Raw genomic sequence first — 14,195 nt, 5'->3', positions numbered from 1 at the left:
TAGATGAAGTGGGGTGTGGGTCGTTGTAACCTTTCAAAGGTTGCAGCAACCCACACCTCATTTTTTTATGCCTTAACGCACTGCGGCGGAAAAGCAGGCGTCAATAGCAAAAGACAACAACATTGCGCCTCCGCAGCAAGCGAAACTAAGATTGATAAGGTTCACGGGACGGGCTCTACAACCCGAAAAGACGAAGACGACGGAAGGTAAACCCCCAAGAATGGCTGAAAACTCAAGCAACAATCGCGGACGCGGTGGCCGGCCCCAGGGGGAGGGCAAATTCCGCAACAAGGGCGGCTTCAAGCCCAACCGCGGCGGCCGCCCCAACCGCAACTCCAACAAAAGGCGCGGCTCCAACTGGGAGACCCAGCGCGGCCCACACAGCGGTCCCCAGCGAGCCGGCTACCGCGAAGAACGCCTCAACAAGCGTCTCAACGAGCCGGAAGTTCCCAAGGACCTCGACCCGAAGGAGCTCGACCCTTCCGTACGCCAGGAACTCCGCAGCCTCTCCAAGGACAACGCAGACATGGTGGCAAAGCACCTGATCATGGCTGCCACGCTACTGGACGACGAACCGGAGAAGGCACTCGCCCACGCCCGCGCCGCCAAGGATCGCGCCGGTCGAGTCTCCGTCGCCCGTGAAACCTGCGGCATCGTTGCCTACCACGCAGGCGAGTGGAAGGAAGCTATCTCCGAGCTGCGCGCTGCCCGCCGCATGGCCGGTGGCCCCGGGTTGCTGCCTGTTCTCGCCGACGCGGAACGCGGCCTCGGCAAGCCGGAGAAGGCTCTGGAAGTAGCCAACGACCCGCAGGCCGACAAGCTAGACGCAGAATCCAAGGCCGAGCTGGCCATTGTCGTCGCCGGCGCCCACCAGGATCTCGGCCAGTCCGACGAAGCCTTGCTGGCCCTGGAAGCTCAGCTGGACAACGCTGAAGCCCCAGACGTAACCCGCATGCGCCTGTACTACGCCTACGCCGACGCTCTGGCCACCGCTAAGCGCAACGACGAGGCCATCGACTGGTTCACCCGTGCAGGCGAAATGGATACCGAAGAAGTCCTGGACGTCCCGGACCGCCTGGCCGAGCTAGGCGCGGACCCCAACGGTGCAGATCAGAACAAGGATAAGTAGCCCATGGCCCACCCGCTGCTGGATAACTACGACGCTCTGCTGGCGGACCTCGACGGCACCGTGTTTTCTGGCCACACCCCAATTCCGGGCGCGGCAGAAGGCCTGGCAGGCCGCAAAGTCATGTACGTAACCAACAACGCCTCGCGCGCCCCGCAGCAGGTTGCCGAGCACCTGAACTCCATGGGCTTCCCAGCGAAGGCGGAAGAGGTAGTTACCTCCGCCATGGCCGCCTGCGACCTTGGCATGCGCTACATCGCCGAAGCCGGTATCGAGCAGCCGATTGCCTACGTAATCGGCCACGACTCCTTCAAGCAGCTGGTGGCCGACGCTGGCTTTCAGATCACGGAGACCGCCGACGACCAACCGCACGTGGTCTTCCACGGCCACAGTCCGGACAACAACTGGGCACGCCTCTCCGAGGGCGCCCTGGCCATCCAGCGCGGAGCCCGCTACTTCGCCTCCAACCTGGACACGACCTTGCCCTCCGAGCGCGGGTTCCTTGTCGGCAACGGCTCGATGGTCGCGGCCGTGACCTCCGCCACGGGAGTTACCCCCGAATCCGCTGGCAAGCCCGGCCCCGCCATGTTCGAGGTCGCCGCCCGCCGCATCGGTTCCACCAAACCCCTGGCCGTCGGCGATCGCCTGGATACCGACATCGCCGGTGGCAACGCCGCGGGGATGGACACGCTCTGCACCGTCACTGGGGTGTCTACCCACACCGATATTATTGACGCCCCTTCGTCCCACCGCCCCACGTTCATTGCAGGTAACCTACGCGATCACCTGCCCGGCTGGTCCGCAAGCGTGGACGAGGGAACAACTCGCATCCGCGTGACCGCCGGCGAGCTGGGCGACGTGGAAGTCATGGCCGCCGAAGCACTGGCCGTGGCTGCGCCGCTGGCGTGGAAGCTGATCGATGACCCGGAGATCCCGCAGGTCACTGGCGCCGCGGACATCGACTTTGTAGGCGCAGACGCACAGGCCGTGGAGGCCCTGGGAGGTTGGAAGTAAGTGGGCGAAGGGCAACCGAAACCTTCGATGCTGTCGGGGGACAGTAGGCGTCAACAAGAAGAGCTGGCACAGGCCGTCGACGAGCTACTCGCGCGCGACGTCCACGGCGCCGAAGAAGCAGCGGTGTTGGAAGAAGCTCACCGGGTGGTAAACGAGGCACTCGGGGGCGAGCGCTGATGGCCAAGAGAGGGCCGAAGCTGCAGCGGCTGGATGCGGAGCTGGTGGCGCGGAAGATCGCTCGCAGCCGCGAGCATGCTCAAGAGATGATCAAGGCCGGGCGCGTGACCGTCAACGGCATGCTGGCCAAGAAGCCGGCCAGTGGCGTGGACGGGAACGTATCCATTAAGGTCGCAGAGTCCGAAGACGACCGCTGGGCCAGCCGCGGCGCGCACAAGCTGCTGGGGGCGCTCGAGGCTTTCGAGCCGCAGGGCCTTAGCGTGGAAGGCAGGACCGTCCTGGATGCCGGCGCCTCCACCGGCGGCTTTACAGATGTGTGCCTGGATCGCGGTGCGGCGAAGGTTAAGGCCGTGGACGTGGGCTATGGCCAGCTGATCTGGCGGCTGCAGAACGACGACCGGGTGGACGTCATGGATCGCACGAACGTGCGCACCCTCACCCCCGAAGACCTCGGTGGCCAGGTGGATCTGATGGTCGGGGACTTAAGCTTCATTTCTATTCGCCTGGTGCTGCCTGCACTGGCCGCGTGCGTGAAGGAAGGCGGCGATCTGCTGCCGATGGTGAAGCCGCAGTTCGAGGTCGGCAAGGATCGTCTGGGCCACGGCGGGGTGGTCCGCAGCCCCGAATTGCGTGCGGAAGTGACCCGCGAAGTGGCCGTCGAGGCGATGAAGTATGGTTTGAATACGAAGGCCGTTGTCGCCTCCCCGCTGCCGGGGCCGAGCGGCAATGTTGAGTATTTTCTCTGGTTGGTCAAGGACAGTGCCGCGGTTTCACCTAGCATGGTTGAAGAGGCTGACCACACCGGCCTGGACGAGATGATTGCAACCGCCATTAAGGAGGGCCCGCAGTGACCACACCGGGGACGGACCACGCCGCGGATCAGGGCGCGGAATCTGGTGACAAGGGCACCAAGGCCGCTTCGGGGGCCGCTTCGGCTACTTCGGGCGCGAAGACCGAGCGTGAGGTTCTACTGGTTGCGCACACCGGTGTGCACGAGAACCTGGGCCTGGCGGCGGAGGCAGCGTCGCGCCTGCAGAAGGGCGGCATTAACGTTCGAGTGATGGCCACCGCCGACCCCGCTCCGGTTGCTCGCCACGAGATTCTGGGGCGCTTCAAGCGCTTCGGCCACACCAAGGAAGCCGCGACTGGCGTGGAGATGGTGATTGTCCTGGGCGGCGACGGCACCTTCCTGCGCGCAGCCGACATTGCGCACTCCGCGGACGTGCCGGTGCTGGGCATCAACATGGGACACATCGGTTTCCTCGCGGAGTGGGAGCAGGAGTCCCTGCAGGAGGCTGTGGATCGCGTGATTAACCGCGATTACCGCATCGAAGACCGCATGACCCTGTCGATCACCGCTCGCGACATGGACGGCCGTGTGCTGGGCACAGGCTGGGCGCTGAACGAATGCTCTGTGGAAAACCTGAACCGCCAGGGTGTGCTGGATACGATCCTGGAGGTCGACGAGCGCCCTGTTTCTTCGTTCGGTTGTGACGGTGTTTTGGTATCGACGCCCACAGGCTCCACCGCCTATGCCTTCAGCGCAGGTGGCCCGGTTCTGTGGCCGGAGTTGGATGCGATTCTGGTGGTAACCAGCAACGCGCACACGTTGTTCAGCCGCCCGCTGGTGGTCTCCCCGAATTCGATGGTGGCGGTGGAGACGAACCCGTCGACCTCGCCCGCGACGGTGGTGATGGACGGTTTCCGCCAGATTCACATGCCCCCGGGAGCGCGCGTGGAGATCCGCCGCGGCCCGCAGCCGGTGCGCTGGGTGCGCCTGGATTCCGCGCCGTTTACCGACCGCCTGGTACACAAGTTCCGCCTGCCCGTGACGGGCTGGAGGGGTCCGCGCCACTAGTAATGCTGCACGAACTACACATTCGCAACCTCGGTGTGATCGAGGAGGCGACGGCGGAGTTTTCCACGGGCTTGAGCGTTGTCACCGGCGAGACCGGTGCGGGTAAGACGATGGTCGTCAGCTCCCTGCGTTTGCTTTCCGGGCACCGCGCGGATGCCTCCCGCGTGCGCAATGGCGCAGACAGGGCCAGCGTGGAGGGGATTTTTTCTGCGGATTCCGCAGCAGTGGATGAGCTGGTTGAGCAGGTTGGCGGGTATGTCGACGACGGGGAGGTCATTGCTTCCCGCACGGTGAACGCCACGGGCCGTTCGCGTGCGCATCTGGCAGGTAAGACGGTGGCTGCTGGCGTGCTGGGGGAGTTCGCTGGGCACGTCATCACGATCCACGGTCAGAACGACCAGTTGCGGCTTCTGGATCCGGTGCGTCAGCTCGGCGCTTTGGATGATTACGCGGGGCTGGGGGAGAAGGTGGCTACCTACCAAGCTCGCCGCGCTGAGTGGCTGCGTTTGGATAAGGATCTGCGCCGCCGCATGGAGGCGCGCCGCGACCTGGCCCTGGAGAGTGAAACCCTGCAACGCGCGGTGGAGGCGATCGACGAGATCGATCCGCAGCCGGGCGAGGACGTAGAGGTTAAGACGCAGATCAAGCGCCTGCAGGCCGCCGATGACATCCGCGCTGGTTTGCAGCGTGCACAGGCGGCCCTGGACGGCATGGATGGCCTGTCCGGGGACGACTTCGGGGATTCTGAGGGCGCTAGTGCCCTGGTCGGCCAGGCGACTAACGAGCTGACCAACCTGACCGATACCGAGGCGGAGGGCGGCAACCTTTCCGACTTGGCGGACCGGCTGGGCGAGGTGAGCGTGCTGCTGGCCGACATTTCCTCCGAGATCGGGCAGGCGCTGCTGGACGTTCCCGACCCCGACGAGCTGGATGGTCTGCTGCAGCGCCAGACCCAGTTGCGGGAGCTGCGGAAGTATGCCGTGGATGTGGATGGGGCGCTGGCGTGGCGCGACCAGGCGCGCGAGCGTCTGGAATCGATGGACGTTTCCGATGAGGCGTTGCAGAAGCTGCAGGACGATGTCGCAGCTGCGCGGGATGCGGCGCGCGCGGTGGCTGAGGAGTTATCTTCGGCGCGCGTGAGGGCGTCCAAAAAATTTTCGAAGGCCGTTACTGAAGAGATCCGGGGCCTGCACATGTCGGCTGAGATCCGCGTCGACGTGCGGCAGCCCGGTGAGAAGGCGGGCGAGAAGGCCGGTGAGCTGGGCCCGCACGGCATCGACGAGGTGGAGTTCCAGCTGGTGCAGGGCGGCAACGTGAATCCGCTGGCGGGCTCGGCTTCTGGCGGTGAGCTTTCGCGCGTGATGCTGGCGCTCGAGGTGGTGCTGGCCGCGGGGACCAAGGGCGGACGGACGATGGTCTTCGACGAGGTTGATGCGGGTGTAGGCGGTAAAGCTGCCGTGGAGATCGGGCGCCGTCTGGCGAAGTTGGCGGTCGATAATCAGGTCATCGTCGTTACTCACTTGCCCCAGGTTGCTGCGTTTGGTGACGCCCACGTGTACGTGGCTAAGGCGACCTCCGCGGACTCGGTAACCTCCTCGGTGCGCACGCTCAGCGAGGATGAACGGGTGGAGGAGCTGTCGCGCATGCTGGCGGGTTTGGAGTCCGAGACGGGACGGGCTCACGCCGAAGAGCTGATGGCGATGGCTACGGAAGCGAAAGCGGAGCTGTAGAAAATTTTTCGGCCAGCGGGCGCCGGGGTGTGATCGGCGCTACAGTGGTGCTGTGTTAAGAGGGGGAGCGCGCACCCGCAGCGATCTGCGTGCAGTGTGAGGGGGCTAAAGCGGTGAAGCGTGTAGCGGCAAGTGTGTTTCTAATTTTTTTTGGATTCGCGTTGACTGCGTGCGGTAGTGAGGGTGGAGAACCTGTTCTGACCGGCGCTTTTGCTGAAACTGAGGGGACATTGACAGGCGATGGGCCTGTGGATAACTCGGGTTCAGGAGGGGCTGAAGGCGACGGCCGTGTGCTAAAACCTGAGGGGCACAAGGGGATGTGGTTCGAGACCGAGCCGACGGATCCGTGGGAACACTACGTGTGGGCATCGCAGAAGTTCGTGGGGGATCCCATCGAACTTCCGAAGCTAGAGGGGAAGGGGAATAAACAAAGTTTTCATGGGCTTCCAGATATTTGTGATTCGCGAGTTTCAGCACGCCTGAAGGAGATAGGCTTCGATCAAGAAAATTCTATTGATTCACCGCTTAATTACACATGTAACTTTTTTGAGGTAGATCCGGTTAAAGGGTATTTTTCTGAAGCGTTATTCCAGGTTTCGCTTGATAGTTATGGACAAAGTAACGATTATCGGAAAGGGGTGTACTATGACCCGCAACGTGACGATGTAGTTCCCATTGGCATTGGAGAAGGCAATTCTAGTGAGTGTGCTATTTCCAAAAATGTGAATAATAGTCGGTTGGCTATCGAGACACTGTCTGGGGCGTCAGGTAGCAGTACTCAAGAAACGTGTTTGTACTCAGAGTATTTCTTTCAGATCTACGACAACATAGCTAGTTTTTAATTTTTTTAGGGGTGGGGAATGTTAAGGTTCGATGTTTCTGGACTTAGGGGTGTTCAGCAAAGCTTGCGGTCTTCGTTGATTGCATTAAAAGGATTGAAGTCTGCTGGCCGAAGTTTGGGGAGTTACACCGGTGCACCGTCAGTTACTGGTGCTTTCTCGCAGCATCATTCGTTTTGGGTGGGGCAATCAGGGTCCGCCGAGAATGTGCTCGATATTTTAAAATCAAATATCGAATGGCTTCAAGAAGTATTCTCCAACCAACTGGAAGGCTTCGACCTGCAGGAGTATTTCAGCAAGCAGTCTTTTGATCAGGTGAATTCCCAGGTTTCGGTCGCGGACGACAGGATGCGGAAATTTTTCATCCCAACCCGCGATTCCCGGTCTATCGACAACCTGATGTACAACACGCCCGTGACTGTCGCGGAGGCCACCATGCCGCTGGCTTCCCTCATCACGGCATTTCAGGGGGACGATTCCGCGCCTCTCGCGGTCGCGGATTCTTGGGAGAACGCGGCCAAGGCGCTCAAAGACTCCATGGATAACCTCAAGAGTGCATCCACCGGCCTGGCGAGCTCCTCCGAGGGCTACTCCTTCGACACGGCGCGCGAAGCGATCGACGATGTCCACAAAACCGGCCTTGTCGTCGCCTCCAACACCACCGCGATGGCTGGCTCCGTCCGCCAGTTCCCACTGGTTCGCAGCACGAACCTGCAAGCTCTCGAAACCATCCAAGCCACAACCTCGCTGATCGCCGACCCTGCGGAGCGCCTACTCGCCGAACAAGCCGCCGTCGCCAACTTCGTATCCTCGCAACTGCAACCATCCCTTGAGATGGTGCGCCCGCCGGTCTCCAACCTTGGGGTTCCGATCGTTGGGCATTCTGGCGGAGGAACTCTGGACGCCACCACCGTCTCCACCGCCTCCGCACAACCGACGGTCACGCACATCAACGGCCACACGAATGCTGTTGCACCAGCAAGCGCCACAGCTCACGGCGAGCAAGCCGCCACCGCCGCCACAAATGCCCCGAAACCCACCGCAGCACCCGCAGCCACTCACGCAGCTCCCGCGCCAGGCGGTTTGCACACCCCGGCCAACACACCCGCACCCGTCCAACCCGCGGCGGCCACGGCAGCACCCCAAGCGCCCGGATTTGCACCCGGAGGCATCACGTCACCGGCACAGGCGCCGACGATCGCGCCGCACCAAGCAGCCGCAGGCGCTGCCGCTCCAACCGTTCCCGGCCAGGGCGGGACTTCCGTGCCCGGTACGGAGAACCTCATCAACGCACAGAATCGCTTCGGCGCTGGTGGAGCTGCAGCCGGGCGCCCCGGAACGGTCAGTGAACTGGGAGGTAGGGGGAGCGGCCCACAGTTTCGCAGTATCAGCGGAGGCGCCGGCACCGGAACCGGCGCACATTCCGTCACCGGCACGCCGAAGGCGGACTTGCGCAACGTCTCCACCACGGCACCTCGCCCGAACCTCCCGGGCAGCCTGAAAGTAAAGCACTCCACCCCTCTCAGTGCCCCTCACGGCGAGAACGCGCACGCGAACACTCCAACTTCCGGCAAGGGTGCAACCTCCGCAGTCCACGGCACTGCTGGCGCTAAGAGCGGAGCTGGGATGAAGGGCGGCGGGAACGTGGCGTCCACAGTAATGGGTAGAGGAACAAGCATTGGCCGGGCAGGCAAGGAGGCGAAGAGTGGTCTGCGCGGGTCGGCGGTGACATTCGGCAAGCAGGATCGCTCGTACTTCCGGCGCATTTTCCTTAGCGGAGAAGATCCGCTGATCTCCGGGAAGAAGGCACGCGACCGGAAGGAGCGGGACAAGAACCGGGCCACGGAGCAACAGACGGTGAAGAAGGTGATTCGCTAGAGTAAAACGGCCTTTCACCGGCGCGCCTAACGCAACACTGGCCACATGAACACCACAATGGTGGGCATGATTTTCTCCCGCAGCGACCAGCCCGGAATTAACGGCGCCACCCGTGACCTCACCGGACCCAAGGGATTTACGAAGGCCAAGATCTCCGAGGGCGACATTGCCATTGTCGACGAACCCGACATCAGCCGTGCTAACTGCCAGAAGCTCATCGACGCGCGCGTAGCCGCCGTGGTGAACGCGCAACAGTTCACCACTGGACAGGTGCCGAACTTCGGCCCGCAGATGATGCTCGACGCAGACATCCTGCTGATCGAAAACGCTGGCGAGGAGCTGCTCTCCAAGGTCAAGAACGGCAAGAAGGGCCGCGTTGACGAGGGCAAGGTCTACTACGGCGACCGCTCCATCGGCGGCGGCGAGATCCTGGACATGGATACTGCCGCCACCCGCTTCGAGGACGCCCGCGAGGCACTCGGCGACCACATGGAAGCCCTGTCCGGCAACATGTCCGAGTTCGTCCGCTCCGAGGCCCCGCTGCTGGTCGACGGCCTCGGCATCCCGGATGTCGACGTGGACATGGACGACCGCAAGGTGCTGGTGGCCAGCCCCGATACGCACATCGAGCAGAAGCTGAAGGACCTGCGCTACTTCATGCGCGAGTACTCGCCGATCATCGTCGCCGTGGAGAACGCAGCTGACAGCCTGATGCAGGAGGGCTATCGCCCGAACGTGATCATCGGCGACCCGGAGAAGATCTCCAACGAGGCGCTGCGCTGCGGCGCCACCGTCGTGCTTCCCGCAGACCCGGACGGCCACGCTGTCGGCCTGGAGCGCATCCAGGACCTCGGCGTGGGCGCTATGACCTTCCCCGCCGCCACCCAGGATCCGACGGACCTGGCGCTGCTGCTGGCCAACTACCACGGAGCATCCATGGTGGTGAGCCTCGGCGAGGTGGAGGACCTGGACCGCGTGTTCCAGCGTGCCCAGTCGCCGGAAACCCCGTCGGCCCTGATGTCCCGCCTGCGCGTCGGCCCCCGCCTGGTCGACTCCACCGCCGTGGCGGAGCTCTACCGCGTCTCCCGCTCCGGCGGCGGCTGGATCTGGGCGCTGCTGGGCATCCTGGTCGCCCTGGCCGTCATCGTTGTGATCATCGGCTTCTCCGGCGATGGATCCTTCGTGGACAACCTCGTGGACACCTGGAACAACTTCGCGCTGAGCGTGCAGGATCTGTTCAAGAATTAACGCAGGAATAGCAGGGAGACAAGAGGCATAAGCATGAGCAAGAACTCGAAGGGCTCCGCCGGCAGAGTGATCGCCGGCCTGGGCTTCGGCGTGGCCGTCGGCACTGCACTGGGCTTTTTCGCCCTCGCCCCGAACGTGCCGGGCGGGCCTGTGGCAAAGGATTCTTCCGCCGAGCAGGAGCTAAAGAGTGAGCAAACCGCGCGCGAGAAGGCCGAGGGGCAGTCCACCGCCAGCGACAAGGTCTTGGGGTCGGTCGCGGGCCCGGCGGTGCGCAACCTGTTGCGTGGTTCGTCGGTAGACCTTTTTGTGCTTCCGGACGCCGACCAGGCCAACGTCGATAGCCTCCAGCGCCTGGTCAAAATGGCCGGTGGGGAAGTCCACGGTGTGGTCGAGGTGACGGAGAAGGCGCTGGACGCCAACAACGGAGACACCCTGAAATCCATCGCGGCGAACTCCCTGCCGGCCGGCGCGAAGCTCTCGGAGGACAAGCTGGACCCGGGTATGCACACCGGCCAGCTCCTGGGTGCAGCCCTCGGCGCAGGCGACAAGGAAGCCAGCGAATCGGACCGGGGCGTGGCCCTGGGCGCACTGGCGAACGAGGACTTCATCGCTTACCAGGGCGAGGCGCCGAAGACTGCCGACCTGGCTCTGGTCGTGGGTGGGGATACCGCCGACGACAAGGACCGCGGCAACTACGGCACGAAGTTCGTCGCCGACTTCGCCGCAGGCCTGGATTCTCGCATGAAGGGCGCCGTTCTGGCCGCCCAGGCGGGCAGCGCGGAAGACGACGGCGCTGTTGGCCAGGTTCGTGCCGACCGGGCAGCCAAGGAGGCCGTATCCACGGTGGATAACGTGGACACCGTCGCAGGCCGCATCGCCGCGATCCGCGCGCTGGGCCAGCAGAAGGACGGCAAGGCGGGGCACTACGGCGCTGCCGCGAACGCCTCGGATGCTACGCCGGAATAGGCTTGTGTTAGGCTGAAACCCCGTAGATAGCGAAGTTTAAGCGTCGTTGATTCGGGAGTTACCTTGGCCACTAATCGTGCAAAGAACAGCACTAAATTCATCTTCGTCACCGGCGGTGTGGCGTCCTCGCTGGGCAAGGGGCTCACAGCAGCAAGCCTAGGGCAGCTGCTGTCCTCCCGTGGCCTGCGCGTAACGATGCAGAAGCTGGATCCGTACCTCAACGTTGATCCGGGCACCATGAACCCCTTCGAGCACGGCGAAGTGTTCGTCACCGAGGATGGCGCGGAGACCGACCTGGACCTCGGCCACTACGAGCGTTTCCTGGATCGCAACCTCTCCGCCGCTGGCAACGTGACCACCGGCAAGGTGTACTCCAACGTCATCGCCAAGGAGCGCCGCGGCGAGTTCCTGGGCAAGACCGTCCAGGTGATTCCGCACATCACCGACGAGATCAAGGCCGCAGTGCTGGCCATGGGGCAGCCGGATAAGAACGGCCAGGCTCCGGACGTCGTCATCAGCGAGATCGGCGGCACCGTCGGTGACATCGAGTCCCAGCCCTTCCTGGAGGCCATCCGCCAGGTCCGCCACGAGGCAGGTCGCGAGAACATTGCCTTCATTCACGTTTCCCTGGTGCCTTACCTGGCACCGTCGGGCGAATTGAAGACGAAGCCGACCCAGCACTCCGTCGCGGAGTTGCGCAGCATCGGTATCGTCCCGGACGCGATCGTCCTGCGCGCCGACCGCGAGGTTCCGCAGGCCATGAAGTCCAAGATCGCCCTGATGTGCGACGTGGACGAGGACGGCGTGGTTTCTTGCCCGGACGCCCCCTCCATCTACGACATCCCGAAGGTGCTGCACTCTCAGCACCTGGATAACTACATCATCCGCCGCCTGAACCTGCCGTTCCGCGACGTGGACTGGACGACCTGGGGCAACCTGCTGGAGAGTGTCCACAACCCGCAGGGCGAGGTGACCATCGGCATCGTCGGCAAGTACATCGACCTGCCGGATGCGTACCTCTCCGTCGCGGAAGCCATCCGCGCCGGCGGTTTCGGCGCGAACGTCCGCGCCAACGTGAAGTGGATCGCCTCTGACGAGTGCGAGACCGAAAAGGGTGCGGCCGAGGCTCTGAAGGACGTCGACGGTGTGGTCATCCCGGGTGGCTTCGGCAACCGCGGCATCGAGGGCAAGATCGGCGCCATCACCTACGCTCGCAAGAACAAGCTGCCGCTGCTGGGCATCTGCCTGGGCCTGCAGTGCATCGTGATCGAGGCCGCGCGCACCGCGGGTCTCACCGATGCTTCTTCTACCGAGTTTGACGCCAACGCCTCCACCCCTGTGATCTCCACCATGGAGGAGCAGAAGGCAGCTGTGTCGGGCGAGGCGGATCTGGGCGGAACCATGCGTCTGGGTGCCTACCCGGCGCGTCTGGCCGAAGGCTCTCTGGTCGCTGAGATGTATGGCGCCACCGACGTCTCGGAGCGCCACCGCCACCGCTACGAGGTGAACAACGCATACCGCGAGCAGATCACCGAGGGCTCTGGCCTGCAGTTCTCCGGTACCTCCCCGGACGGCACCCTGGTGGAGTTCGTGGAGTACCCGAAGGACGTGCACCCGTACTTCGTGGCCACCCAGGCTCACCCGGAGTACAAGTCCCGCCCGACCCGCTCCCACCCGCTGTTCCAGGGGCTGGTGGATGCTGCGCTGCAGCACCAGGCTGAGCGCTCCTAAACTTGGGAGTCATGAGCAACGACAGCACCCCGTACCGCGTTGTAGATAGCGAATTGCTGCTGGATGCGCCGATCATCGGCGTGCGGCGCGATACGATCACCACCGCCACCGGTGAGGCGAAGCGCGAGATCGTGGAGCACTTCTCCGCAGTCGCGGTCGCCGCCGTGCGCGATAACCACGTGATGATGATCCGCCAGTATCGCCACGGCGTGGGCCGCCACCTGTGGGAGATCCCCGCCGGCCTACTGGATCTGGTGGGGGAGGATCCCTTGGAAGCCGCCCGCCGTGAGCTGGCCGAGGAAGCTGGTCTGCGCGCCCACAACTGGCACCTGCTGGGGGATGTCGTGACCTCCCCGGGCTTCAGCGAAGAAATGTGCCGCATCTACCTGGCCGAAGACTTGGACGATGACCTCAGCGGCTTCGACCTGCCGGAGGCCGAGTTCGAGGAGGCGGAAATTGAAACCCGCTGGGTGCCTATCCCCGAAGCCATTGAGTGGGTGCAGACGGGCAAGGTGGAAAACTCCATCGCCACTATCGCCCTGCTGCACCTGGCCGCCGGTACCCGCCGGGACGTTTCAGAGCCTTTCAACTATCACTCCGGCCTCGCCGATCGCCGCTCCGCCAGCGCGGAAGCCAAGCCCGGCACGGACATGAAGTTCATCCGTTGAGTGCAGAAGCCAACCGCAAGCTCGTCACCGCCTATATCCGGCACCTAAAGACCGAGCGCGATGTCTCCGTCCACACCCTGTCGAACTACCAGCGCGACCTCGACCGCTACCTGGAGTGGCTAGGCTCCAAGGCGCTGCAGGAAGTCACCGCCACAGACATCGAGGATCACCTGGTCTACCTCCGCAAGGATTTGAACCTCGCGGCGTCCTCCGCCGCCCGCGGGCTGGCGGCCATCCGCGGCTTGCACTCCTTCGCCCACGCCGACGGCCGCCTGCCTTTCGACGTTGCGGCGGATGTACCCACGCCCTCGCTGGGCGGTTCCATCCCGAAGGCCCTAAGCCTGGCACAGGTCGAGGCTATGCTGAACGCGGTGCCGGCAGGCGACGGGGCGTCACTAATAAACATCCGCGACCGTGCGCTGCTCGAGATGCTCTACTCGACCGGCGCGCGCATCACCGAGCTACTAGACCTCGACGTCGACGACCTCGACCGGGAACAGCGCGTGCTGCTAGTGCGCGGCAAGGGTGGCAAGGAACGTATTGTGCCACTCGGGCGCCCCGCGCTGCAGGCGGTGGAGCGCTACCTGGTGCGGGCGCGGCCGAGCCTGAACAAGAAGGGCAGCCCCGCGCTGTTCCTCAACAACCGCGGGGCGCGCCTGGGCCGCCAATCGGGTTTCAAGATCGTCTCGCAGGCGGCGGAGGCGGCGGGGCTGAAGCATGTCTCGCCGCACAGCCTGCGCCACAGTTTCGCCACGCACCTGTTGGAAGGCGGCGCGGATATTCGCGTGGTGCAGGAACTTCTCGGGCACGCTAGCGTGGCTACCACGCAGATTTACACCAAGGTCAGCCCTGAGCACTTGAGGGAAATTTGGGCCTCATCTCACCCCCGTACCTAGTGCGCCTGATAATCTCTAGGGTGTAATTAAAGGCTATTTATCACAATCAAGGGAAAGGGCTTGA

At 63.6% G+C, this 14,195-nt stretch carries 13 protein-coding genes; all 13 read left to right on the top strand.

Going from position 1 to position 14,195, the window contains the following annotated elements; all coding sequences use genetic code 11:
• Nucleotides 1–220: 220 nt before the first annotated feature.
• The 13 genes from L8V00_RS09800 (at nt 221) to L8V00_RS09740 (ending at nt 14,131) form a co-directional block, all read left to right on the top strand.
• On the top strand, nt 221–1,129 hold the full coding sequence (locus tag L8V00_RS09800; protein ID WP_269944918.1) for a tetratricopeptide repeat protein: 909 nt from the start codon (nt 221–223) through the stop codon (nt 1,127–1,129).
• A 3-nt stretch (nt 1,130–1,132) separates the two neighbouring features.
• Nucleotides 1,133–2,140 carry an HAD-IIA family hydrolase gene (locus L8V00_RS09795; RefSeq protein WP_269944917.1) on the top strand — a complete coding sequence of 336 codons (1,008 nt, stop codon included), beginning with the start codon at nt 1,133–1,135 and terminating at the stop codon, nt 2,138–2,140.
• The gene (locus L8V00_RS09790; RefSeq protein WP_005294519.1) at nt 2,141–2,317 is read left to right on the top strand and encodes a hypothetical protein; all 177 of its coding nucleotides are present in this window, start codon (nt 2,141–2,143) and stop codon (nt 2,315–2,317) included. It begins immediately after the preceding gene.
• The gene (locus L8V00_RS09785; RefSeq protein ID WP_049050061.1) at nt 2,317–3,168 is read left to right on the top strand and encodes a TlyA family RNA methyltransferase; all 852 of its coding nucleotides are present in this window, start codon (nt 2,317–2,319) and stop codon (nt 3,166–3,168) included. Before L8V00_RS09790 ends, L8V00_RS09785 begins: the two co-directional genes overlap by 1 nt.
• Nucleotides 3,165–4,175, top strand: a complete 1,011-nt coding sequence (locus L8V00_RS09780; RefSeq protein ID WP_035004099.1) for an NAD kinase — start codon at nt 3,165–3,167, stop codon at nt 4,173–4,175. Before L8V00_RS09785 ends, L8V00_RS09780 begins: the two co-directional genes overlap by 4 nt.
• A gap of 2 nt (nt 4,176–4,177) precedes the next feature.
• A complete protein-coding gene (recN, locus tag L8V00_RS09775; RefSeq protein WP_269944916.1) occupies nt 4,178–5,905 on the top strand; it encodes a DNA repair protein RecN in 1,728 nt (575 codons plus the stop codon).
• 113 nt (nt 5,906–6,018) lie between these two features.
• Complete coding sequence (locus tag L8V00_RS09770) at nt 6,019–6,747, top strand: hypothetical protein (protein WP_269944915.1); 729 nt, start codon at nt 6,019–6,021, stop codon at nt 6,745–6,747.
• Between the two features lie 204 nt (nt 6,748–6,951).
• Nucleotides 6,952–8,622 (top strand): hypothetical protein, encoded by a 1,671-nt coding sequence (locus tag L8V00_RS09765; protein WP_269944914.1) that lies wholly within the window; start codon nt 6,952–6,954, stop codon nt 8,620–8,622.
• 45 nt (nt 8,623–8,667) lie between these two features.
• On the top strand, nt 8,668–9,870 hold the full coding sequence (gene steA / locus L8V00_RS09760; RefSeq protein WP_080722688.1) for a putative cytokinetic ring protein SteA: 1,203 nt from the start codon (nt 8,668–8,670) through the stop codon (nt 9,868–9,870).
• 33 nt (nt 9,871–9,903) lie between these two features.
• Nucleotides 9,904–10,836, top strand: coding sequence for a copper transporter (locus L8V00_RS09755; protein ID WP_070487414.1), 933 nt, complete (start codon nt 9,904–9,906; stop codon nt 10,834–10,836).
• A 63-nt stretch (nt 10,837–10,899) separates the two neighbouring features.
• A complete protein-coding gene (locus L8V00_RS09750) occupies nt 10,900–12,567 on the top strand; it encodes a CTP synthase (RefSeq protein WP_239316177.1) in 1,668 nt (555 codons plus the stop codon).
• Between the two features lie 11 nt (nt 12,568–12,578).
• A complete protein-coding gene (locus tag L8V00_RS09745; RefSeq protein ID WP_070487416.1) occupies nt 12,579–13,235 on the top strand; it encodes an NUDIX domain-containing protein in 657 nt (218 codons plus the stop codon).
• Nucleotides 13,232–14,131, top strand: coding sequence for a site-specific tyrosine recombinase XerD (locus L8V00_RS09740; RefSeq protein WP_269944913.1), 900 nt, complete (start codon nt 13,232–13,234; stop codon nt 14,129–14,131). Before L8V00_RS09745 ends, L8V00_RS09740 begins: the two co-directional genes overlap by 4 nt.
• The last annotated feature ends 64 nt before the right edge of the window (nt 14,132–14,195 follow it).

This window comes from Corynebacterium evansiae, assembly GCF_027570065.1.
Lineage (GTDB): Bacteria > Actinomycetota > Actinomycetes > Mycobacteriales > Mycobacteriaceae > Corynebacterium > Corynebacterium evansiae.
This window is presented reverse-complemented; position numbering and strand designations above follow the sequence as displayed.